We start from the raw sequence: 23,402 nt of genomic DNA, 5'->3' as shown, positions 1-23,402 counted from the left end.
CGACGATGGACGGCACCGCACGCGGTGACATGAGCGATCAGGACCTCCTCGCCGCTCATGTCGCCGGCGACACCGACGCCTTCGGCGAGCTGGTGCGGCGACACCGCGACCGGCTGTGGGCCGTGGCCCTGCGCACCCTCGGAGACCGTGAGGAAGCGGCTGACGCGGTGCAGGACGCTCTGGTGTCCGCCTACCGCGCGGCCCACACGTTCCGCGGGCAGTCGGCCGTGACGACGTGGCTGCACCGGATCACCGTGAACGCCTGCCTGGACCGGGCGCGCAAGGCGGCCTCCCGCAAGACCTCCCCCATCGACGACAACGAGCGTCTCGAGCAGCTCCTGGAGCCGGAGGAGTCGGCTGCCGCCCCCGTCGAGCGCGGCGACCTCCACCGGGAGCTGGTGGAGGCTCTGGGCACTCTCCCGCACGATCAGCGTGCCGCGCTCGTCCTCGTCGACATGCAGGGCTATCCGGTGGCCGAGGCCGCCCGTGTCCTGGAGGTGCCCACGGGCACGGTGAAGAGCCGTTGCGCCCGCGGCAGAGCCAGACTCCTGCCGCTGCTCTCCCACCTCCGCCCGAGTCCGACTCCTGGCGACAGGGACGGCAGCGACGAGGAGAGCGGCGACGGAAGACGAGGGAAACCCCGCTCAGGAAGGAACCGGACGCAGGGGACATCCGTCCCACCGGCAGCAGGGCCACGGGATACAGGACCAAGTGATTCAGCTGCCGTGAAGGGCGGAGGTGGACGAGCGTGACAGATACGACCGACTCGGCCGGACACCCGGACGTCGCTGAGATCTCGGATCTGAGCGAGGGCCTGCTCTCCCCGTCGCGCGCGAGCGACGTACGACGGCACTTGGAGAGCTGCGAGCTCTGCGCCGACGTCCATGCCTCCCTGGAGGAGATCCGCGGTCTGCTCGGCACACTGCCGGGACCGCCGCGCATGCCGGACGACGTCGCCGGGCGTATCGACGCGGCGCTGGCGGCCGAGGCGCTGCTCGACTCCACCACCTCCGAGGGCCTGCTCGCGGAGGACGAGGCGTCCGAACCGGTGTCCGTCGCCTCGTCGCCTTCGTCGTCCTCTCCCGCTTCTTCGTCCGTTTCGTCGTCCTCCCCCTCGCCCGCCACGGCGCGTGTTTCACGTGAAACAACGTCGGCCTCTGCCTCATCCGGGGGCGCCGATCGTCCCGCGGGTCATGCTCGTGCCGCCACCGGTCCGGGCCGCGGCAGCCGACCGCGCGGCACACGTCGGCGTACGGCAGTGCTCGGCGCTGTCTTCACCGCCGCCGCGATCGGTCTCGGCTCCCTGCTGATCCAGACGATGGGCGACGACTCCGACGGGACGACAGGGACGGCCTCCGAACGGCAGAACTCGGCGAGCAGCTCGTTCTCCGGGCAGAAGCTCGAGGGCCGCGTCTCCGATCTCCTCAAGAAGAGCGGCCCCGACAAGACCGGCGGGAAGTCGGACACCTCGACGCCGTCCTTCGACACTCGCTCCAGCCCTCAATCCCCTGAGAAGAACTCCCCGCGGACCGCGGTCCAGGTGCAGGTGCCGGAGTGCATTCAGCGCGGCATCGGTGACAGGACTCCGCTCGCCGCCGAGGAGGGTTCGTACGAGGGCAAGCGCGCCTACCTCGTCGTGGTGCCGCATGACTCCGACAGCACCAAGGTGTCCGCGTACGTCGTCGACGCGGCCTGTGTGGGCAAGTCCTCGCCGCCCGCCGGCAAGGTCCTCATGACCCACGCGTACCCGCAGAGCTGACGTTCCCCCTGTCCTTCCGGGGCTCTTTCTCCTGTCTGTTTCCGGTGGCTTCCGTGTGCGTGGACGCGGACGGGAATGCACGCCCCGTAGGATCCGTTGGGTGGGGTGAGAGTCATGAGACAGGCACCCACCAGCAGTACGTAGCAGTCCCCAGAGACGAGGAATCAAGCCGTGACCGACGTCCGTAACGTGATCATCATCGGCTCCGGGCCCGCCGGCTACACGGCGGCGCTCTACACCGCGCGCGCGTCGCTGAAGCCGCTGGTGTTCGAGGGCGCCGTCACCGCAGGCGGTGCGCTGATGAACACCACCGAGGTGGAGAACTTCCCCGGCTTCCAGGACGGTGTCATGGGCCCCGAGCTCATGGACAACATGCGCGCCCAGGCCGAGCGCTTCGGCGCCGAGCTCGTGCCGGACGACATCGTCGCCGTGGACCTCACCGGTGAGATCAAGACCGTGACGGACACCGTGGGCACCGTGCACCGCGCGAAGACCGTCATCGTCACGACCGGCTCCCAGCACCGCAAGCTCGGCCTGCCGAACGAGGACGCCCTCTCCGGACGCGGTGTCTCCTGGTGCGCCACCTGCGACGGCTTCTTCTTCAAGGACCAGGACATCGCCGTGATCGGCGGCGGCGACACTGCGATGGAGGAGGCCACCTTCCTCTCGCGCTTCGCCAAGTCCGTGACCATCGTGCACCGTCGCGACACCCTGCGCGCCTCCAAGGCGATGCAGGAGCGTGCCTTCGCCGACCCGAAGATCAAGTTCGTCTGGGACAGCGAGATCGCCGAGATCAAGGGCGAGCAGAAGCTCTCCGGTCTGACGCTGCGCAACCTGAAGACGGGCGAGACGTCCGAGCTGCCGGTGACGGGCCTCTTCATCGCGATCGGCCACGACCCGCGTACCGAGCTCTTCAAGGGACAGCTGACGCTCGACGACGAGGGCTACCTCAAGGTCGACGCCCCCACGACCCGGACGAACGTGCCCGGTGTCTTCGGCGCCGGCGACGTCGTCGACCACACGTACCGCCAGGCGATCACGGCGGCCGGCACCGGCTGCTCCGCCGCTCTCGACGCCGAGCGCTTCCTCGCTGCCCTCGTGGACAGCGAGACGGCGGCCGTCACCGTCTGACACCTCTTCCCTCACCGCACCACCGAGTAAAAGGAGCCTCCCGTGGCCGACCTGCAGAACGTGACCGACGACTCCTTCGAGGAGGTCGTCCTCAAGAGCGACAAGCCCGTACTGGTGGACTTCTGGGCTGCCTGGTGCGGCCCGTGCCGCCAGATCGCCCCCTCCCTCGAGGCGATCGCCAAGGAGCACGGCGACAAGATCCAGGTCGTCAAGCTCAACATCGACGAGAACCCCGGCACCGCCGCCAAGTACGGCGTGATGTCGATCCCGACCCTGAACGTCTACCAGGGTGGCGAGGTCGCCAAGACCATCGTCGGTGCGAAGCCGAAGGCTGCCATCGAGAAGGACCTGGCGGACTTCATCGCCGAGTAATCGGTGGCGATGTTTCACGTGAAACACGAATGGGCCAGTCCCTCCGGGGGCTGGTCCATTCGCCGTTTCACAACGGCCGAAGTGCTGGTTCCTTCTGTACCGCTCCCAGCAGCCGGTCGAGCGCGAGCTCGACGTCTTCCTTCCAGGAGAGCGTCGTACGGAGTTCGAGCCGCAGCCGCGGATACGAGGGATGCGGACGGACCGTCTTGAAGCCCACCGACAGCAGATGCTCCGCGGGGAGCACGCACGCGGGCTTCTCCCACCGTGCGTCGCCAAAGGCTTCGATCGCCTTGAAGCCCCTGCGCAGCAGATCCTTCGCGACCGTCTGGACGATGACGCGTCCCAGCCCCTGCCCCTGATAGCCCGGCATGATCCAGGCTGTCATCAGCTGGACCGCATCCGGCGACACGGGACTCGTGGGGAAGGCCGTGGAGCGCGGAACGTACGCAGGAGGGGCGTAGAGCACGAAGCCCACCGGTACGTCGTCGACGTAGACGACCCGGCCGCAGGAACCCCACTCCAGCAGAACGGCGGAGATCCACGCCTCCTTCTCCAGCTCGGGCGTTCCGGCTTTTACCGCGGCCTGGCCGCTGACCGGGTCCAGCTCCCAGAAGACACAGCCCCGGCACCGCTTGGGAAGATCCGGGAGGTTGTCCAGTGTGAGCGGTACGAGCCGACGCCCCATGTAGGCGGTTCCTCACTTCCGTCGGCCGCCGCGCTGCGGGCGGCTGTCAGCGCACTGCGTTCCCTGAGCAGGCTGCCGACGAAGCCGCCGACCGCCCCCAGCCCGAGGCCCGCGGTCATCAGTCCGGTGCGGCTCATCGTTCGCATGGCCCCCGCCTCCCCAATGAGGTGCCGTCAGGTGGATGCGCCATACCCGAACGCATCGTATCCACGATGAGATTGCATCGAAACCGTAGGAAAGCAAAGAGCGGGCCGTGTTCCGGACAGACCGGACACGACCCGCTCTCGCGGTGCTGACCTGTAGGAATCAGGCGCTGCCGTCCTCGGGACCGTCGTCCTCCGAGGTGTCGTCGGCCAGGCCGTTCTTCAGGACCGGCCCCTCGCCCGGCGCCAGCGTGCTGAGGATGCGCTCCAGGTCCTCCAGAGAGGCGAAGTCAACGACGATCTTCCCCTTCTTCTGCCCCAGATCCACCCTGACGCGGGTCTCGAACCGGTCGGAGAGGCGCGTGGCGAGCGTGCTCAGAGCCGGCGAGACACGGGTGCCGGCACGCGGCCCCTTGGCCTTCGGGGCGCTCTGGGGCCGGGAGCCCATGAGGGTCACGATCTCCTCGACAGCACGCACCGAGAGACCCTCGGCCACGATCCGATGGGCCAGCCGATCCTGCTCCTCCGAGTCCTCGACGGAGAGCAGCGCCCGCGCGTGGCCCGCGGAGAGAACTCCGGCGGCGACCCTGCGCTGCACGGCCGGCGAGAGCTTCAGCAGTCGCAGCGTGTTGGAGACCTGCGGACGGGACCGGCCGATGCGGTCCGCCAGCTGGTCGTGCGTGCAGTTGAAGTCCTTCAACAACTGGTCGTAGGCCGCAGCCTCTTCCAGCGGGTTCAGCTGGGCACGGTGCAGGTTCTCGAGAAGGGCGTCCAGGAGGAGCTTCTCGTCCTCCGTGGCCCGCACGATGGCGGGGATGCGCTCGAGGCCCGCCTCACGGCACGCCCGCCAGCGCCGCTCGCCCATGATGAGCTCGTAGCGCGCGGGACCCAGCTGCCGCACCACGACCGGCTGGAGAAGACCGACCTCCTTGATGGAGGTCACCAGCTCGGCGAGGGCGTCCTCGTCGAACACCACACGAGGCTGCTGCGGGTTCGGCGTGATGACGTCGAGCGGCAGCTCGGCGAAGTGCGCACCCGCCACGGTCTGGTTCTCGACCGGCTCCGCGGTCTGCTGAGGCGGCTCCACCGTTTCATGTGAAACAGGACTCTGCGGAAGCGAGGTCACCTTCGCGGCAGCCACGCCTCGCTCGGCGGTCAGAACCGGGACAGCCGAGGGGGAGGTCGATCCCCCGCCCACGCTCTGCGGGGCCTGCTTCTCCGTCGGGGCTGCAGGGATCAAGGCACCGAGGCCTCGCCCCAGTCCTCTGCGTCGTTCGCTCACTGCATCCCCTCCGTCATGCTGTGCTGGTCGTTCTGTGCGCCCATGTGGGCGTGCTGGACGTCGTAGTGCACCCCGACCCCGCGCAGCGCGATCTCACGTGCCGCTTCGAAATAGGAGAGGGCGCCGCTCGACCCCGGGTCGTAGGTGAGGACCGTCTGTCCGTAGCTCGGCGCTTCGGAGATACGGACCGACCTCGGAATGCTCGTCCGCAGAACCTCCTTGCCGAAGTGGTTGCGCACCTCGTCCGCGACCTGTGAGGCGAGCCGGGTCCTGCCGTCGTACATGGTGAGCAGGATCGTCGACACGTGCAGGTTCGGGTTGAGGTGTCCCCGCACCAGATCGACGTTGCGCAGGAGCTGTCCGAGTCCTTCCAGTGCGTAGTACTCGCACTGGATGGGGATCAGCACCTCCGCGCCGGCCACCAACGCGTTGACCGTCAGGAGGCCCAGCGACGGCGGGCAGTCGATGAGGATGTAGTCCAACGGCTGCTCGTACGCCTGGATGGCCCGCTGCAGTCGGCTCTCCCGCGCCACGAGTGACACGAGCTCGATCTCCGCACCGGCGAGATCGATGGTGGCCGGAGCGCAGAAGAGCCCCTCGACGTCGACGACCGGCTGGACCACGTCGGAGAGCGGCTTGCTCTCGACCAGCACGTCGTAGATCGACGGAACTTCGGCGTGGTGGTCGATACCGAGGGCCGTGGAGGCGTTGCCCTGAGGGTCGAGGTCGATCACCAGGACGCGTGCGCCGTGCAGAGCGAGCGAAGCGGCGAGATTGACGGTCGTCGTCGTCTTGCCCACTCCACCCTTCTGGTTGGCGACCACCATGACGCGGGTCTGCTCGGGGCGCGGCAGACCTTCGCCGGCGCGGCCGAGGGCCTCCACCGCCAGTTGGGCAGCTCGACCGATGGGTGTGTCGTCCATCGGGGTCGGTGTTTCACGTGAAACATCCTCCCCCGCCGACTCGGTACGGGGACCGGGGACCGGATCGGTCATCGGTCCCGCGATGTTGGCGTCGGACCGCAAGGATTCACTCTCCTCGACATCAGGCTCGCAATGAACAGAGCCTCCCATGCTTTGAGGGTCATGAACCAGCGAGGCCCGGTCTTCTGTGGACGAATCCACCTCTGTGGACAACTCCGTGCCCTTATCGAGGGAACCGAGTGGTCGACGGTCGCGGGGTTCCGCAGCGCGGCCGCGGCTGATGATGCCATGCAGCAGTGAGCGACGTTTCACGTGAAACACGATGCACGGCAGCCGGGGTGCCGCTGGTGCGACACCCCGGTATGGGTACGTTTGGCAGCTTTTGTGGAGTAGGTCTTACCGTCAGGATGGATCAGCGGCGGCGGCGCACACGACCGGTGCGCGCGGCCTTGGCGCGCTTCGCTGCGAAGCGCACACCGCCGGGGCTCTCCCCGACCTCGACCCGCACGACCGTCGAGAGCGGATCCACGACACCCTCACCGACATGCAGCACGGACGTGTCCACCGCACCGAGCTTGCTCAGGGAAGCGCCCGCTGCCTTCACTTCTTCCTCGGCGGTGTCGCCCTTGAGGAGCAGCATCTCCCCGTACGGACGCAGCAGCGGGACACCCCAGGCTGCCAGGCGGTCCAGTGGCGCGACGGCGCGAGCGGTGACCACGTGCACGGGCGGCAGCTTGCCGAGGACTTCCTCGGCGCGTCCCCGCACGACCGTCACATGGTCGAGGCCGAGGAGCTCCACGACCTCGGTGAGGAAGTTCGTGCGCCGCAGCAGCGGCTCCAGGAGCGTGATCTTCAGGTCGGGGCGGACCAGCGCCAGCGGGATACCCGGTAGTCCTGCACCGGAGCCGACATCGCAGACCGTGACCCCCTCGGGCACGACCTCGGACAGCACGGCGCAGTTCAGCAGATGCCGCTCCCACAGCCGCGGCACTTCCCGGGGGCCGATCAAGCCTCGCTGGACTCCCGCGTCGGCCAGCAGTTCCGCGTACCGGACCGCGTCCGGGAAGCGCTCACCGAATACCGTCCGGGCCTCTTCCGGCGCCGGGGGGAGCTCCGCTGCCTCCGTCACGGGGACCGTCCTTCCGTACCGCACTGGGGTGGCTGTCTATCAGGCTGACAAAGATCGGCCCCGCCTGCGAACAGACGGGGCCGGTTGACGCTGTGCCGATCAGGCAGGGAGCACGACGACGAAGCGCTGCGGCTCCTCGCCCTCGGACTCGCTGCGCAGGCCGGCGGCCTTGACCGCGTCGTGCACGACCTTGCGCTCGAACGGCGTCATCGGCTTGAGCTTGGCGGGTTCACCGCTGCTCTTCACCTCGGCCGCGGCCTTGGCGCCCAGCTCCGAGAGCTCCTCGCGCTTCTTGGCGCGGTAGCCCGCGATGTCCAGCATCAGGCGGCTGCGGTCACCGGTCTCGCGGTGCACGGCCAGGCGCGTGAGCTCCTGGAGCGCCTCCAGAACCTCACCGTCACGGCCGACCAGCTTCTGCAGGTCGCGGCTGCTGCTGTCGCTGATGATCGAGACAGCGGCCCGGTCGGCCTCGACGTCCATGTCGATGTCACCGTCGAGGTCCGCGATGTCCAGCAGACCCTCGAGGTAGTCCGCCGCGATTTCCCCCTCCTGCTCAAGGCGGGTGAGGGTGTCGCCGGCCTCAGCTGCGGCGGAGGTGGTGGTGCCTTCCGTCACTGGATGGGCTCCTTCTACTTCTTGGAGGACGGGTGCTTGGGCCGCTGCTGGCCCTTGCGCTGTCCCGACTTTGCTCGGCTGCGCTGACCGGAGCCGGGCTGGTTGCCCTGCTTGTTGTTGCCACCGGCCTGCTTGGTCTTGGGGGAGTCGTCCTCGGTTCCGGCCGCGGTCTTCTCCAGCGAGGGCTTCGCGTCGGAGGGCTCGTCCGCCCTGGTGGCACCGGCGTCACCGGCGGTCGCGCCCTGGACGGCGCCGGACTGGCGCTTGGCCTTGCTCTGGCGCTTGGGCTGCTGGCGCTTCGGACCGCCCGCGGGGGTGCCGTCCTCGGTCTCGGTGAGTACGGAGGACTCGCTCTCCACCACGGTGCCGTCGGCCTGGGCCGCGAGGCCCGCCTTCGTCAGACCGTTGATGAACTTGCGCTCGAACTCGTTGCGGTCCCGGCCCTTGGCGACGATCGCCTTGATGACGTTCGTGTTGCCACGCCCGCGCACCTTCTTGTGGTGGGTGACCTGCTTGTGCAGGCGCTCCAGGAACGCGGCCTGAGCCTTGGAGCCCGGGGTGGGGTTGCGGCGGATCACGAACATCTGCTGGCCCATGGTCCACACGTTGGTGGTCAGCCAGTAGACGAGGACACCGACGGGGAAGTTGATGCCGAAGACGGCGAACATGACCGGGAAGACATACATCAGCATCTTCTGCTGCTGCATGAACGGCGTCTTGACCGTGGTGTCCACGTTCTTCGTCATCAGCTGGCGCTGCGTGAAGAACTGCGAGGCCGACATCAGGACGATCATGACCGCGGTGACGACACGGACGTCCGTCAGGGTGGCGCCGAGGGAGGCGACCTTGTCGGCGCCGTCGGTGAACTTCGCGGCCAGCGGTGCACCGACGATGTGCGCCTTACGCGCGCTCTCCAGGAGCTGGTCGTCGATGACACCGATCGTCTTGCCCGTCGCGATGCCGTTGAGCACGTGGTACAGGGCGAAGAAGAACGGCGACTGCGCCAGGATGGGAAGACACGAGGAGAGCGGGTTGGTACCCGACTCCTTGTACAGCTTCATCATCTCTTCGGACTGGCGCTGCTTGTCGCTCTTGTAGCGCTCCTGGATCTTCTTCATCTCGGGCTGCAGCGTCTGCATCGCCCGAGTGGCCTTGATCTGCTTCACGAAGAGCGGGATCAGGCAGATCCGGATCAGGATCACCAGGGACACGATGGACAGGCCCCAGGCCCAGCCCGTGTCGGGACCGAAGATCTTCCCGTACACCGAGTGGAACTGGACGATGACCCACGAAACTGGTGTCGTGATAAAGCTGAAGAGACTGGCAATCGTGTCCACTAATCAGGCTCCTTGAGCATGGGACGGGGTCTCGGTCTCAGCGGCCGTGCCCGGGGGAAGGTCCCCGTTCGGCTCGCTTGCGGCGGAGGTCCCGCCCTTGCGTTCGCGCCAGGAAGCGCGCAGCATCTCGTGCCACCGCGGACGCTTGCGCGGCGGAACATGGTCGACACCACCGAGCGACCACGGATTGCACCGCAGGATGCGCCAGGCCGTGAGCGCCGTTCCCTTGATCGCACCGTGCCGGTCGATGGCCAGGTAGCCGTAGCGGGAACACGACGGGTAGTACTTGCACACCGGGCCCAGGAGCGGACTGATCGTCCACTGGTACAGCTTGATCAGAGCCAGCAGCGGGTACTTCATCGCGCGCCCCCTCCCAGCAGCCGCTGCAGGGCGGCATCCAGGTCTCGGGCCAGCTGTGCATGGTCGGCGTCGCCCGCTCCGGGCAGCGCTCGTACTACTACCAGGCTACCGGGGGGCACCAGGGCCAGCCGGTCGCGCATGAGGTGACGGAGTCTGCGCTTCACGGTGTTGCGTATGACGGCTCCACCCACGGCCTTGCTGACGACGAAACCCGCACGTGTCGGGGGAGAGCTCTCCCCTGGCACGTGCGGGTCCGTTGCGCCGCTACGTAGATGGACGACGAGAAGCGGGCGTCCGGCCCGGCGTCCTCGGCGTACCGCGGTCGCGAAGTCTTCGCGCCGCCTCAGCCGATGCTCGGTAGGCAGCACGACGTCATGACCTGACTGAAATCAGGCGGACAGGCTGGCGCGACCCTTGCCACGACGGTTCGCGAGAATCGCGCGGCCGGCACGGGTGCGCATCCGCAGGCGGAAGCCGTGGGTCTTGGCGCGACGACGGTTGTTCGGCTGGAAGGTGCGCTTGCTCACTCGGGGGCTCCAGAAATGATTCGGTGGTGGCGGGACATCGCCTGGCTGTCACCGTGCGCCCACGAGAAGCTCGCGAATACGCACCGAGTGCACCGCTTCACAATCACAGATCGTGATCTTTGCCCATCGGAGGCAGGCGGCAGCAGCCATCGACAACTCGACCTGGTCACGGTACGCGGGGCTACGCCATCCGGTCAAACCGGCCGTGATGGAGAGACACTGTGCACAGCCTGTGGACAACAACTTGAACCGTACCCGTCGCCCTGACTACCGTGACGGAACTCCGATTCGTTCCCTTCCTTCTCCCCATACCGATTTCCGTCCCAGGAACCACACGTTCGTGGGACCCCGTGAGAGAGCGTGCCCTGTGGCTGACGTACCTGCCGATCTTGCCGCAGTGTGGCCACGAGTTCTGGAACATCTGCTGGGTGAGGGCCGCGGACAGGGCGTGGAGGCGAAGGACGAGCGGTGGCTCCGGAGCTGCCAGCCCTTGGCGCTCGTCGCGGACACCGCCCTGCTCGCCGTCCCGAACGAATTCGCCAAGGGCGTACTGGAAGGCCGTCTCGCGCCGGTGGTCAGCGAGACCCTGAGCCGGGAGTGCGGGCGCCCGATCCGGATCGCCATCACGGTCGACGACTCCGTGGGCGAGCCGGGCCCTCCGGCCCCTCCCGTCCAGCATCAGCAGGCCCCGCAGCAGCCGTCCCACCAGCAGCACCGCTACGAAGAGCCTGAGCTGCCCCCTTCGGGGCAGGGACGCGACACGTACGAGAGCTACGGACGGCGCTCCTCGGACGAGCACCAGGGCGGCTCCCGGCCCGACCAGATGCCGACCGCGCGCCCCGCCTACCCGGACTACCAGCGCCCGGCCCCCGGCGCCTGGCCGCAGCACCAGGACGACTACGGCTGGCAGCAGCAGCGGCTCGGCTTCCCCGAGCGCGACCCGTACGCGACGCCGGTGCAGCAGCCGCAGCACGACTACCGCTCGCAGCCGCCACAGGAGCGCTCGCCGTACGAGCAGCAGCGCTCCGAGCCGCAGGACCGGCGTGAGCGTCATGACATGTCCGATCAGCACGGCGGCCCCCGGGGCGGCGGGCACGGCGGCCACGGCGTGCACAGGGGCGGGCCGGTCGGCCCCACCTCGTCGAGCGGCGCCCCCGGCCCGCTGGCCGCGCAGCCGGCGCCCGCGACGGGCCCGGGCGAGCCCACCGCGCGCCTGAACCCGAAGTACCTCTTCGACACCTTCGTCATCGGGGCGTCGAACCGTTTCGCCCACGCGGCCGCGGTCGCGGTCGCCGAGGCGCCGGCGAAGGCGTACAACCCCCTCTTCATCTACGGGGAGTCGGGGCTCGGCAAGACGCACCTCCTGCACGCGATCGGGCACTACGCCCGCAGCCTCTATCCCGGCACGCGCGTGCGGTACGTGAGCTCGGAGGAGTTCACCAACGAGTTCATCAACTCCATCCGCGACGGCAAGGGCGACAGCTTCCGCAAGCGCTACCGCGAGATGGACATTCTGCTCGTCGACGACATCCAGTTCCTCGCGGACAAGGAGTCGACGCAGGAGGAGTTCTTCCACACCTTCAATACGCTCCACAACGCGAACAAGCAGATCGTCCTCTCCAGTGACCGGCCGCCCAAGCAGCTGGTCACGCTGGAGGACCGGCTGCGCAACCGCTTCGAGTGGGGACTGATCACCGACGTCCAGCCGCCGGAGCTGGAGACGCGTATCGCCATCCTTCGTAAGAAGGCGGTACAGGAGCAGCTGAACGCCCCGCCGGAGGTGCTCGAGTTCATCGCGTCGCGCATCTCGCGGAACATCCGTGAGCTGGAGGGCGCGCTGATCCGGGTGACCGCCTTCGCCTCGCTCAATCGGCAGCCCGTGGATCTGGGGCTCACCGAGATCGTCCTCAAGGACCTGATCCCGGGCGGGGAGGACGCGGCTCCGGAGATCACCGCGCCGGCCATCATGGCGGCCACGGCCGACTACTTCGGTCTCACGGTGGACGACCTGTGCGGATCCTCGCGCAGCCGCGTCCTGGTGACGGCCCGGCAGATCGCCATGTATCTGTGCAGGGAGCTGACCGACCTGTCCCTGCCGAAGATCGGCGCGCAGTTCGGCGGCCGCGACCACACGACCGTGATGCACGCGGACCGCAAGATCCGCGCGCTGATGGCCGAGCGGCGCTCCATCTACAACCAGGTAACCGAGCTCACCAACCGCATCAAGAACGGCTGACAGCCTCCGTAGAACGACGCTGAGGGCGCTCCAGGACTCCTCCTGGGGCGCCTTTTTGGCGCTCTTTCAGCATCGGCACGCGCTCGCGGCGGCCGTCCTACGCGGCTCGCACGCGCGCGAGCGTGTCGTAGCTGTTCGATTTCCCCAGCTCAGGCGGCTGTTCTCCACAGATTGGGCGACTTTTTCCCTTCCACACCCTGGGGACCGGGAAGTTGTCCAGACGCTGTCCACAGGGGACCCTGCTGAGAGATCATCAGGCCAGGTCAGGGGGCTGTGGATTCGTGGACGAAGACTGTCCACAGACTGTGGAGAAAAACTTCGTCCACAGGCTGTGCACGAAGTTGTCCACCGGCGGCCCACAGGGCAGCGCGTGTTGTCCCCAGCTTTCCCCAGCTTCTCCACACGGCTGTCCACTGTTCGGCAACGCAACGCGCCCTCTCACCGTGTCGAGTGAAAGGCGTCACACCAAGGTGGTCGATTGGCCTGTGGGGAAGCTGGGTAAAGCTGGGGACAGCGCTGGGGAGAAGTGGCCCCTGCCTGTGCACCGGGTGTGCAGAACTTTCGCCCGTCCACAGAAACACCGGGTTGTCCACGGGTGTCGCCCACAGGGTCAGTGGATAAAAAACCGGTCCTGACCAGCGCTTTCGCTGTTATCCACGGTTTCCACAGCCCCTACTACTACTCCCAACTAGAGAGACCGGGGAAATGGTTTCGAAGCTGGGGCTGTGCACAACTCTCGCTCCGGAGCTCCGACACCTCTCGGCACGACTTGACCCCGACAGGCACCGACTGTCAGTGCGGTGCGTCAGACTGGTCCCCGGTGTCCTTCCCACGGCATGGCTGAGAGACACCGAGTCAGACGACGAGGGCCACAGGCCCAGCGGGCGAGAGCAGCCAGCAACAGCAGGAGGCGGCTTAGGTGAAGATCCGGGTTGAACGCGACGTACTCGCGGAGGCAGTGGCCTGGGCGGCGCGCAGCCTCCCGGCCCGGCCGCCCGCGCCCGTCCTCGCGGGCCTGCTGCTGAAGGCCGAGGAAGGCGCACTGAGCCTGTCGAGCTTCGACTACGAGGTCTCGGCGCGCGTCTCGGTGGACGCGGAGATCGACGAGGAGGGCACGGTCCTCGTCTCGGGCCGTCTGCTCGCGGACATCTGCCGCGCGCTCCCCAACCGCCCGGTGGAGATCTCCACAGACGGTGTACGGGCGACGGTGGTCTGTGGCTCCTCGCGGTTCACACTCCACACCCTCCCTGTGGAGGAGTACCCCGCACTGCCGCAGATGCCGACCGCCACGGGCACCGTCCCGGGCGAGGTCTTCGCTTCTGCCGCTTCTCAGGTGGCCATCGCCGCGGGACGCGACGACACGCTGCCCGTGCTGACCGGTGTCCGCATCGAGATCGAGGGCGACACGGTCACCCTGGCCTCCACCGACCGCTACCGCTTCGCGGTCCGCGAGTTCCTGTGGAAGCCGGAGAACCCCGAGGCGTCCGCTGTGGCCCTGGTGCCCGCCAAGACGCTCCTGGACACCGCCAAGGCGCTCACGAGCGGCGACACGGTCACGCTGGCGCTGTCCGGCTCGGGTGCCGGTGAGGGCCTGATCGGCTTCGAGGGCGCCGGTCGGCGTACGACCACGCGTCTCCTCGAGGGCGACCTGCCGAAGTACCGCACGCTGTTCCCGACCGAGTTCAACTCGGTGGCCGTGATCGAGACCGCCCCCTTCGTGGAGGCCGTCAAGCGTGTCGCCCTGGTCGCGGAGCGGAACACGCCGGTGCGGCTCAGCTTCGAGCAGGGTGTGCTGATCCTGGAGGCGGGCTCCAGCGACGACGCACAGGCTGTGGAAAGGGTCGACGCCCAGCTGGACGGCGACGACATCTCGATCGCCTTCAACCCGACGTTCCTGCTCGACGGCCTCAGCGCGATCGACTCGCCGGTCGCCCAGCTGTCGTTCACCACGTCGACGAAGCCCGCTCTGCTGAGCGGCAAGCCGGCCGTCGACGCCGAGGCGGACGAGGCGTACAAGTACCTGATCATGCCCGTACGTCTGAGCGGCTGAGCCCACAGGTGTGTGCGTGCGTCCGGGCGTAGGCTCGGACGCAGGTACGAAAGTGCCGTAACGCCACCTCGCTAGTGAAGGAACCTCTGATGGAGCTCGGTCTCGTCGGCCTCGGCAAGATGGGCGGCAACATGCGCGAGCGCATCCGCCGCGCAGGTCACACCGTCATCGGATACGACCGCAACCCGGATCTCGCGGATGTCCCCAGCCTCGAAGCGCTTGTGGGCAAGCTCAAGGGCCCGCGCGTGGTGTGGGTGATGGTCCCGGCCGGGGCCGCGACCCAGGCCACCATCGATGAGCTGGGCGAACTGCTTGAGCCCGGCGACATCGTCGTGGACGGCGGCAACTCCCGCTGGACGGACGACGAGAAGCACGCCGAGGAGCTGAAGGCCAAGGGCATCGGCTTCGTCGACTGCGGCGTCTCCGGCGGCGTCTGGGGCCTCCAGAACGGCTACGCGCTGATGTACGGCGGCGACAAGGACGACGTCGCCAAGGTGCAGCCCGTCTTCGACGCCCTGAAGCCGGAGGGTGACTTCGGCTCCGTCCACGCGGGCAAGGTCGGCGCAGGGCACTTCGCGAAGATGGTCCACAACGGCATCGAGTACGCGATGATGCAGGCCTACGCCGAGGGCTGGGAGCTCCTGGAGAAGGTCGACTCGGTCACGGACGTCCGTGAGGTCTTCCGCTCCTGGCAGGAGGGCACGGTCATCCGTTCCTGGCTGCTCGACCTCGCGGTCAACGCGCTGGACGACGACGAGCACCTGGAGAAGCTGCGCGGCTTCGCGCAGGACTCCGGAGAGGGCCGCTGGACGGTCGAGGCCGCCATCGACAACGCCGTGCCGCTGCCCGCGATCACGGCCTCGCTCTTCGCGCGGTTCGCCTCCCGTCAGGACGACTCCCCGCAGATGAAGATGATCGCCGCGCTGCGCAACCAGTTCGGTGGCCACGCGGTGGAGTCCAAGAGCGAGCACTGATCCACAGCCTGTGCGCGACCTCGGCGGTTGTGCACAGGCCTCAGCAAGAGAAGTAGGCCGGGGAGGTCGGCGCACACCATGCACGTCACGCATCTGTCGCTGGCCGACTTCCGCTCGTACGCCCGGGTCGAGGTCCCTCTCGATCCGGGCGTCACCGCGTTCGTGGGCCCGAACGGGCAGGGCAAGACCAACCTCGTCGAAGCCGTCGGCTACCTCGCCACGCTCGGCAGCCACCGCGTCTCCTCGGACGCCCCGCTGGTGCGGATGGGCGCCGAGCGCGCCGTCATCAGGGCCCAGGTCCGCCAGGGCGAGCGCCGGCAGCTGGTCGAGCTCGAACTCAATCCCGGCAAGGCCAACCGTGCCCGTATCAACAGGTCCTCGCAGGTCAGGCCCCGTGACGTGCTGGGCATCGTGCGGACGGTGCTGTTCGCGCCCGAGGACTTGGCGCTGATCAAGGGTGACCCCGGTGAGCGGCGCCGTTTCCTCGACGAGCTGATCACCGCGCGCTCCCCCCGCATGGCCGGGGTGCGCTCCGACTACGACCGGGTCCTCAAGCAGCGCAACACCCTCCTGAAGTCGGCGGCCCTCGCCCGTCGTCACGGCGGCCGCTCCATGGACCTGTCCACACTCGACGTCTGGGACCAGCACCTCGCCCGCGCGGGAGCCGAGCTGCTCGCCCAGCGGCTCGACCTGATCTCCGCACTGCAGCCGCTGGCCGACAAGGCGTACGAGCAGCTGGCACCCGGTGGCGGCCCGGTCTCCCTGGAGTACAAGCCCTCGGCGCCCGGTGACGGCCACACGCGCGAGGCTCTCTACGAGCAGCTGACCGCCGCTTTGGAAGAGGCCCGCAAGCAGGAGATCGAGCGCGGCGTCACCCTGGTCGGCCCGCACCGCGACGACCTGCTGCTCAAGCTGGGCCAGCTCCCCGCGAAGGGGTACGCCAGCCACGGAGAGTCCTGGTCGTACGCGCTGGCGCTGCGCCTCGCCTCGTACGACCTGCTCAGGGCCGAGGGCAACGAGCCGGTGCTCGTCCTCGACGACGTCTTCGCGGAGCTGGACGCCCGCCGCAGGGAGCGGCTCGCGGAGCTGGTGGCTCCCGGCGAGCAGGTGCTCGTCACCGCCGCCGTGGACGACGACGTGCCGGGCGTGCTCACCGGCACGCGGTTCGAGGTGTCGGACGGCGCGGTGGACCGCGTATGAGCTCCGAAGAGCCCTTCGAGGGGGCCTCCGGGGCCGGTTCCGCGGGCACCCCGGACCCGCCCGCCCCGAAGACCCCCGAGCCCTCCGGCGTCGACCTCGCCAGGGTCGCCCTGCGGGCCGCGAAGGAACAGGCACGCGCGCGTGGGGATGCCGCGCAGCAGAAGAAGCAGGCCCGGCGCGGAGGACTGAGGTCCGGCGCGCGCTCCGACGGGCGAGACCCGCTGCCGCTCGGCTCCGCGATCAACCGTCTGATCACCGAGCGCGGCTGGGAGACGCCCGCCGCGGTGGGCGGTGTGATGGGCCGCTGGCCGCAGATCGTCGGCGACGACCTGGCCAACCACTGTGTCCCCCAGCGGTACGACGAGGACGAGCGCGTCCTGACCGTGCAGTGCGACTCGACGGCATGGGCCACCCAGCTGCGCCTCATGGCCCCACAGCTCGTCGCACGCCTCAACGAGGACCTGGGCCACGGCACCGTACGCCTCATCAAGGTCCTCGGCCCCGGAGGCCCCGCACAGCGCTTCGGCCCCTTGCGCGCACCCGGCAGCACGGGCCCCGGGGACACCTACGGCTGAGGCCGTCGGCGACGGTAGCTGGGGGTTGACGTCCCGAAGCGCTGAGTGCCGCTGTGAGCGTTCTGGAGCCCTGGGCCCCATATGGGGAGTCGGCCGAGGCCGGTTCAGGGCGGCACATGAGGACTCAGGTACCGGCAAACCCCCATCACTGTCAGCGCTACCGGTAGACTGGAAGCTAATCCCGCCCCACTTGTGGGACGCACCGAGCAACGCTGACTATCGCTGAACGACGCAGCCGCTCCGGCCACCGCCGGGAGCTTGGCTTGTGCTGTGCCAGAAAGGGCGCTTCGTGGCCGATTCCGGCAACCCCAACGAGAACATCCCGTCCACCGCCGCAGGCGAGAACGGCGAGGCCCCGCCCTCGTACGACGCCAGCGCGATCACCGTCCTCGAGGGTCTGGACGCGGTCCGCAAGCGACCCGGCATGTACATCGGCTCGACCGGTGAGCGTGGCCTGCACCACTTGGTGCAGGAGGTCGTCGACAACTCCGTGGACGAGGCCCTCGCGGGGCACGCGGACACGATCGACGTCACGATCCTCGCCGACGGCGGCGTGCGCGTGATCGACAACGGCCGTGGCATCCCGGTCGACATGCACCCCGTGGAGAAGAAGCCGGCCGTCGAGGTCGTGCTGACCGTTCTCCACGCGGGCGGCAAGTTCGGCGGCGGCGGCTACGCCGTCTCCGGTGGTCTGCACGGCGTCGGCGTCTCCGTCGTGAACGCCCTGTCGACCAAGCTCGCGGTCGAGATCAAGCGCGACGGCTACCGCTGGACCCAGGACTTCAAGCTGGGCGTGCCCACGGCTCCGCTCGCCAAGCACGAGGCGGTCGCGGAGTCGGGCACCACGGTCACCTTCTGGGCCGACCCGGACGTCTTCGAGACGACCGAGTACTCCTTCGAGACGCTGGCGCGGCGTTTCCAGGAGATGGCGTTCCTCAACAAGGGTTTGACGATCAAACTCACTGACGAGCGCGAGTCGGCGAAGGCGACAGCGGGCGCGGACTCGGCCGAGGCGACCGACGACGAGGCCGCCGAGGCCCGCACGGTCACGTACCACTACGAAGGCGGCATCGTCGACTTCGTGAAGTACCTCAACTCCCGCAAGGGCGAGGTCATTCACCCCACCGTCATCGACGTCGAGGCCGAGGACAAGGAGCGCATGCTCTCGGCCGAGATCGCCATGCAGTGGAACTCGCAGTACACCGAAGGTGTGTACTCCTTCGCGAACACCATCCACACGCACGAGGGCGGTACGCACGAGGAGGGCTTCAGGGCCGCACTGACGGGCCTGGTCAACCGGTACGCGCGCGAGAAGAAGCTGCTCCGCGAGAAGGACGACAACCTCACGGGTGAGGACATCCGCGAGGGCCTGACCGCGATCATCTCGGTGAAGCTGGGCGAGCCCCAGTTCGAAGGCCAGACCAAGACCAAGCTGGGCAACACGGAGGCGAAGACCTTCGTCCAGAAGGTCGTGCACGAGCACCTCACGGACTGGTTCGACCGGAACCCCAACGAGGCCGCGGACATCATCCGCAAGGGCATCCAGGCCGCCACGGCGCGTGTCGCCGCCCGCAAGGCGCGCGACCTGACCCGCCGCAAGGGCCTCCTGGAGACGGCGTCCCTGCCGGGAAAGCTCTCCGACTGCCAGTCGAACGACCCGACGAAGTGCGAGATCTTCATCGTCGAGGGTGACTCCGCCGGTGGTTCGGCGAAGTCCGGCCGCGACCCGATGTACCAGGCGATCCTGCCCATCCGAGGCAAGATCCTGAACGTCGAGAAGGCGCGCGTCGACAAGATCCTGCACAACCAGGAAGTCCAGGCCCTGATCTCGGCCTTCGGCACGGGCGTGCACGAGGACTTCGACATCGAGAAGCTCCGCTATCACAAGATCATCCTGATGGCGGACGCCGACGTCGACGGTCAGCACATCAACACGCTGCTCCTGACGTTCCTGTTCCGCTTCATGCGGCCGCTGGTCGAGGCCGGGCACGTGTACCTGTCGCGCCCGCCGCTCTACAAGATCAAGTGGACGCGGGACGACTTCCAGTACGCGTACTCGGACCGCGAGCGCGACGCCCTGGTGGAGCTCGGCCGCCAGGCCGGCAAGCGCATCAAGGACGACTCGGTCCAGCGCTTCAAGGGTCTCGGCGAGATGAACGCCGAGGAGCTCCGCGTCACGACGATGGACCAGGAACACCGCGTGCTCGGCCAGGTCACCCTGGACGACGCGGCGCAGGCCGACGACCTCTTCTCGGTGCTGATGGGAGAGGACGTCGAGGCACGGCGCTCGTTCATTCAGCGCAATGCCAAGGACGTTCGCTTCCTCGACATCTGAGTCGGCCCGTACAAGCCGCACCTCGAAAGGACTTTGACCAGCAATGGCCGACGAGAACACCCCTGTGACGCCCGAAGAGGAACCCGCCGTCCCCGGCGTGGGCATGCGTGTCGAGCCCGTCGGGCTCGAGACGGAGATGCAGCGCTCCTACCTCGACTACGCGATGTCCGTCATCGTGTCCCGCGCGCTGCCCGACGTGCGGGACGGTCTCAAGCCCGTCCACCGTCGTGTTCTGTATGCGATGTACGACGGCGGCTACCGCCCCGAAAAGGGCTTCTACAAGTGCGCCCGCGTCGTCGGCGACGTCATGGGTACGTACCACCCGCACGGCGACTCCTCCATCTACGACGCCCTGGTGCGCCTCGCCCAGCCGTGGTCGATGCGGATGCCGCTGGTGGACTCCAACGGCAACTTCGGTTCCCCGGGCAACGACCCGGCGGCCGCCATGCGGTACACCGAGTGCAAGATGGCGCCGCTGGCCATGGAGATGGTCCGTGACATCGACGAGGAGACCGTCGACTTCACGGACAACTACGACGGCCGCAACCAGGAGCCGACGGTCCTGCCGGCGCGCTTCCCGAACCTGCTGATCAACGGCTCGGCGGGCATCGCGGTCGGCATGGCCACCAACATCCCGCCGCACAACCTCCGCGAGGTCGCGGCGGGCGCGCAGTGGGCCCTCGAACACCCCGAGGCCTCCCACGAGGAGCTCCTCGACGCCCTCATCGAGCGCATCAAGGGCCCCGACTTCCCGACCGGCGCCCTGGTGGTGGGCCGCAAGGGCATCGAGGAGGCGTACCGCACGGGCCGTGGCTCCATCACGATGCGCGCGGTCGTCGCCGTCGAGGAGATCCAGAACCGCCAGTGCCTGGTCGTCACCGAGCTGCCGTACCAGACCAACCCTGACAACCTCGCGCAGAAGATCGCCGACCTGGTCAAGGACGGCAAGGTCGGCGGCATCGCCGATGTCCGCGACGAGTCGTCCTCGCGCACCGGCCAGCGTCTCGTCATCGTCCTGAAGCGCGACGCGGTCGCCAAGGTCGTCCTGAACAACCTCTACAAGCACACCGACCTGCAGTCGAACTTCAGCGCCAACATGCTGGCCCTGGTCGACGGCGTGCCGCGCACCCTCTCGCTGGACGCGTTCATCCGGCACTGGGTGACGCACCAGGTCGAGGTCATCGTCCGGCGGACGAAGTTCCGGCTGCGCAAGGCCGAGGAGCGTGCGCACATCCTGCGTGGCCTCCTGAAGGCCCTGGATGCCATCGACGAGGTCATCGCGCTCATCCGCGGCAGCCAGACCGTCGACATCGCTCGCGAGGGCCTGATGGGCCTCCTGTCGATCGACGAGATCCAGGCCAACGCGATCCTCGAGATGCAGCTGCGCCGCCTCGCGGCCCTGGAGCGCCAGAAGATCGTCGCGGAGCACGACGAGCTCCAGGCGAAGATCAACGAGTACAACGCGATCCTGGCCTCCCCCGAGAAGCAGCGCCAGATCATCAGCGAAGAGCTCGCGGCGATCGTCGACAAGTTCGGCGAGGACCGTCGCTCCGCCCTGGTGCCCTTCGACGGCGACATGTCCATGGAGGACCTGATCGCCGAAGAGGACATCGTCGTCACCATCACGCGCGGTGGCTACATCAAGCGCACCAAGACGGAGGACTACCGCTCGCAGAAGCGCGGCGGCAAGGGCGTGCGCGGCACGAAGCTGAAGCAGGACGACATCGTCGACCACTTCTTCGTGTCGACGACACACCACTGGCTGCTGTTCTTCACGAACAAGGGCCGTGTCTACCGCGCGAAGGCGTACGAGCTGCCCGACGCCGGCCGTGAGGCCCGCGGCCAGCACGTCGCGAACCTCCTCGCCTTCCAGCCGGACGAGCAGATCGCCGAGATCCTCGCGATCCGTGACTACGAAGCGGTGCCCTACCTGGTGCTCGCCACCAAGGGCGGCCTCGTGAAGAAGACACCGCTCAAGGACTACGACTCGCCCCGCTCGGGCGGCGTCATCGCCATCAACCTCCGTGAGACGGAGGACGGTTCGGACGACGAGCTGATCGGCGCCGAGCTGGTCTCCTCCGAGGACGACCTGCTGCTCATCAGCAAGAAGGCCCAGTCGATCAGGTTCACCGCAACGGACGACGCGCTGCGCCCGATGGGCCGCGCCACTTCGGGCGTCAAGGGAATGAGTTTCCGCGACGGCGACGAACTGCTCTCGATGAATGTCGTTCGTCCAGGTACGTTCGTGTTCACCGCCACCGACGGTGGGTACGCAAAGCGAACCAACGTCGACGAGTACCGCGTTCAGGGTCGCGGTGGCCTCGGCATCAAGGCCGCCAAGATCGTGGAGGACCGCGGCGAGCTCGTCGGTGCCCTGGTGGTCGAGGAGACCGACGAGATCCTCGCCATCACGCTGTCCGGCGGTGTGATTCGTACGCGAGTCAACGAGGTCAGGGAGACGGGCCGTGACACCATGGGCGTCCAACTGATCAACCTGGGCAAGCGCGATGCCGTCGTCGGCATCGCACGTAACGCCGAGGCCGGGCGCGAGGCCGAGGAAGTCGACGGGGACATCGTCGTCGACGAATCGGACGCCGCCGAGCCGGCCACCGGTACGGACGAGGGCGTGGACTCCTCGGCCGAGTAGCGCGAGGAGTGAGTCATCGTGAGCGGAGCCACGGGCGCCGGGGCAAATCGAACCGGCACTACCGGCACGGACGGTGCCCGTGGCTCCGCCACTGATGCACACGACTCAGACGAGTCTCATGGATCCCAGGGGGGGACTGTGACGGACACCCGAGGGCCAGGGACTTCTGGTCAGACTTCCGACCAGTACGACACCGCGTACGCGGCGGGCAAGGGCAAAGGCAAGAGCAAGAACAAGGGCAAGCAGGGCGGTGGCGCGGGCGGTGCGAGCGGGGCTCTCCCCGGGGAGCGCCAGCCCCAGCAGCAGCCCTCGCAGCCCTACCACCCGCCGCAGGCGTACCAGCAGGGTTCCCAGACGGGCGCGATGCGTCGGCCGCGCACGGGGGCGCGCACGACCCCGCGCACGCGCAAGGCGCGCCTGCGGGTGGCCAAGGCCGACCCGTGGTCGGTCATGAAGGTCAGCTTCCTGCTCTCCATCGCACTCGGCATCTGCACGATCGTCGCGGCGGCCGTCCTGTGGATGGTCATGGACGCGATGGGCGTCTTCTCCACGGTGGGCGGCACGATCTCCGAGGCCACGGGCTCGAACGAGTCCAACGGCTTCGACCTGCAGTCCTTCCTGTCGCTGCCGCGCGTCCTGATGTTCACGACGATCATCGCGGTCATCGATGTCGTCCTGGCGACCGCTCTGGCGACGCTGGGCGCCTTCATCTACAACCTCTCCGCGGGCTTCGTGGGCGGCGTCGAGCTGACCCTGGCCGAGGACGAATAGCCCTCGCTCCCCCGCGCGCGGGTATCGATTTTGGGACTGGCCCCCAGGTGCGCTAATCTTCAGAGGTCAGCGCGCGGGACACACCGCAGCGCGGCGGGGCTATAGCTCAGTTGGTTAGAGCGCATCCCTGATAAGGATGAGGCCACAGGTTCAAATCCTGTTAGCCCCACCAGCACAGAACCCCCAACCGATCGTGGTTGGGGGTTTTGGCGTTTCTGGGGGTCCGGGGAGCTGAGGGGTCGGATATCTGGTGGCCTGCGGCTGGGGGGGGGAGGGTGTCCGGCGTCTGTGGGCTTCTGGCTTGTGGCGCCCGCTGTCCGGGGCCGGGCCGGGGCCCCGGGGTGCGGTTGC

At 68.1% G+C, this 23,402-nt stretch carries 21 protein-coding genes and 1 tRNA gene; 13 read left to right on the top strand and 9 right to left on the bottom strand.

What is annotated here, in order from left to right; genetic code table 11:
• Positions 1-5 precede the first annotated feature (5 nt).
• From sigM to trxA, 4 genes are all read left to right on the top strand, one after another.
• The gene (gene sigM, locus DEJ48_RS19525; protein WP_150217429.1) at positions 6-752 is read left to right on the top strand and encodes an RNA polymerase sigma factor SigM; all 747 of its coding nucleotides are present in this window, start codon (positions 6-8) and stop codon (positions 750-752) included.
• Positions 749-1,759: an anti-sigma factor family protein gene (locus tag DEJ48_RS19520; protein WP_150217428.1), complete on the top strand. Its 1,011-nt coding sequence runs from the start codon at positions 749-751 to the stop codon at positions 1,757-1,759. The genes sigM and DEJ48_RS19520 overlap by 4 nt, the downstream gene beginning before the upstream one ends.
• A gap of 171 nt (positions 1,760-1,930) precedes the next feature.
• Positions 1,931-2,890: a thioredoxin-disulfide reductase gene (gene trxB / locus DEJ48_RS19515; RefSeq protein WP_150217427.1), complete on the top strand. Its 960-nt coding sequence runs from the start codon at positions 1,931-1,933 to the stop codon at positions 2,888-2,890.
• Between the two features lie 42 nt (positions 2,891-2,932).
• Complete coding sequence (gene trxA, locus DEJ48_RS19510) at positions 2,933-3,262, top strand: thioredoxin (protein ID WP_150217426.1); 330 nt, start codon at positions 2,933-2,935, stop codon at positions 3,260-3,262.
• Between the two features lie 67 nt (positions 3,263-3,329).
• On the opposite strand, the gene DEJ48_RS19505 is transcribed toward trxA, so the two are convergent.
• The 9 genes from DEJ48_RS19505 to rpmH form a co-directional block, all read right to left on the bottom strand.
• Entirely contained in the window at positions 3,330-3,947 is a 618-nt protein-coding gene (locus DEJ48_RS19505) for a GNAT family N-acetyltransferase (protein WP_150217425.1), read from the bottom strand.
• A 306-nt stretch (positions 3,948-4,253) separates the two neighbouring features.
• A complete protein-coding gene (locus DEJ48_RS19500; protein ID WP_150217424.1) occupies positions 4,254-5,372 on the bottom strand; it encodes a ParB/RepB/Spo0J family partition protein in 1,119 nt (372 codons plus the stop codon).
• Positions 5,369-6,445, bottom strand: coding sequence for a ParA family protein (locus DEJ48_RS19495; RefSeq protein WP_150217423.1), 1,077 nt, complete (start codon positions 6,443-6,445; stop codon positions 5,369-5,371). The genes DEJ48_RS19500 and DEJ48_RS19495 overlap by 4 nt, the downstream gene beginning before the upstream one ends.
• Before the next feature lie 262 nt (positions 6,446-6,707).
• The gene (rsmG, locus tag DEJ48_RS19490) at positions 6,708-7,424 is read right to left on the bottom strand and encodes a 16S rRNA (guanine(527)-N(7))-methyltransferase RsmG (RefSeq protein WP_150217422.1); all 717 of its coding nucleotides are present in this window, start codon (positions 7,422-7,424) and stop codon (positions 6,708-6,710) included.
• Between the two features lie 99 nt (positions 7,425-7,523).
• Positions 7,524-8,039, bottom strand: coding sequence for a protein jag (locus DEJ48_RS19485; protein WP_150169934.1), 516 nt, complete (start codon positions 8,037-8,039; stop codon positions 7,524-7,526).
• 14 nt (positions 8,040-8,053) lie between these two features.
• Positions 8,054-9,376, bottom strand: coding sequence for a membrane protein insertase YidC (yidC, locus tag DEJ48_RS19480; RefSeq protein ID WP_150217421.1), 1,323 nt, complete (start codon positions 9,374-9,376; stop codon positions 8,054-8,056).
• 3 nt (positions 9,377-9,379) lie between these two features.
• Entirely contained in the window at positions 9,380-9,736 is a 357-nt protein-coding gene (gene yidD / locus DEJ48_RS19475; protein ID WP_150217420.1) for a membrane protein insertion efficiency factor YidD, read from the bottom strand.
• Positions 9,733-10,104, bottom strand: a complete 372-nt coding sequence (rnpA, locus tag DEJ48_RS19470; RefSeq protein ID WP_150169940.1) for a ribonuclease P protein component — start codon at positions 10,102-10,104, stop codon at positions 9,733-9,735. The genes yidD and rnpA overlap by 4 nt, the downstream gene beginning before the upstream one ends.
• Positions 10,105-10,125: 21 nt before the next feature.
• Positions 10,126-10,263, bottom strand: coding sequence for a 50S ribosomal protein L34 (gene rpmH / locus DEJ48_RS19465; RefSeq protein WP_006381191.1), 138 nt, complete (start codon positions 10,261-10,263; stop codon positions 10,126-10,128).
• A 367-nt stretch (positions 10,264-10,630) separates the two neighbouring features.
• On the opposite strand from rpmH, the gene dnaA reads away from it, so the two are divergent.
• The 9 genes from dnaA to DEJ48_RS19415 all read left to right on the top strand — a co-directional run bounded on the left by dnaA (position 10,631) and on the right by DEJ48_RS19415 (position 23,223).
• On the top strand, positions 10,631-12,499 hold the full coding sequence (gene dnaA, locus DEJ48_RS19460) for a chromosomal replication initiator protein DnaA (protein WP_150217419.1): 1,869 nt from the start codon (positions 10,631-10,633) through the stop codon (positions 12,497-12,499).
• Between the two features lie 919 nt (positions 12,500-13,418).
• Positions 13,419-14,549, top strand: coding sequence for a DNA polymerase III subunit beta (gene dnaN, locus DEJ48_RS19450; protein ID WP_150169944.1), 1,131 nt, complete (start codon positions 13,419-13,421; stop codon positions 14,547-14,549).
• Between the two features lie 89 nt (positions 14,550-14,638).
• Positions 14,639-15,523 (top strand): phosphogluconate dehydrogenase (NAD(+)-dependent, decarboxylating), encoded by an 885-nt coding sequence (gene gnd, locus DEJ48_RS19445; protein ID WP_150217417.1) that lies wholly within the window; start codon positions 14,639-14,641, stop codon positions 15,521-15,523.
• Positions 15,524-15,601: 78 nt separating this feature from the next.
• A complete protein-coding gene (gene recF / locus DEJ48_RS19440) occupies positions 15,602-16,723 on the top strand; it encodes a DNA replication/repair protein RecF (protein ID WP_150217416.1) in 1,122 nt (373 codons plus the stop codon).
• On the top strand, positions 16,720-17,298 hold the full coding sequence (locus DEJ48_RS19435; protein WP_150217415.1) for a DUF721 domain-containing protein: 579 nt from the start codon (positions 16,720-16,722) through the stop codon (positions 17,296-17,298). The genes recF and DEJ48_RS19435 overlap by 4 nt, the downstream gene beginning before the upstream one ends.
• A gap of 265 nt (positions 17,299-17,563) precedes the next feature.
• Complete coding sequence (gene gyrB, locus DEJ48_RS19430; protein ID WP_150217414.1) at positions 17,564-19,633, top strand: DNA topoisomerase (ATP-hydrolyzing) subunit B; 2,070 nt, start codon at positions 17,564-17,566, stop codon at positions 19,631-19,633.
• 43 nt (positions 19,634-19,676) lie between these two features.
• Positions 19,677-22,280: a DNA gyrase subunit A gene (gene gyrA / locus DEJ48_RS19425; RefSeq protein ID WP_150217413.1), complete on the top strand. Its 2,604-nt coding sequence runs from the start codon at positions 19,677-19,679 to the stop codon at positions 22,278-22,280.
• A gap of 18 nt (positions 22,281-22,298) precedes the next feature.
• The gene (locus DEJ48_RS19420) at positions 22,299-23,051 is read left to right on the top strand and encodes a DUF3566 domain-containing protein (protein WP_150217412.1); all 753 of its coding nucleotides are present in this window, start codon (positions 22,299-22,301) and stop codon (positions 23,049-23,051) included.
• 95 nt (positions 23,052-23,146) lie between these two features.
• A tRNA-Ile gene (locus tag DEJ48_RS19415) sits at positions 23,147-23,223 on the top strand.
• Positions 23,224-23,402: the final 179 nt, after the last annotated feature.

It is taken from the genome of Streptomyces venezuelae, assembly GCF_008642315.1.
Taxonomy (GTDB): domain Bacteria; phylum Actinomycetota; class Actinomycetes; order Streptomycetales; family Streptomycetaceae; genus Streptomyces; species Streptomyces venezuelae_D.
The sequence above is the reverse complement of the archived record's forward strand: the minus strand, read 5'-3'. Positions and strand labels throughout refer to the sequence as shown.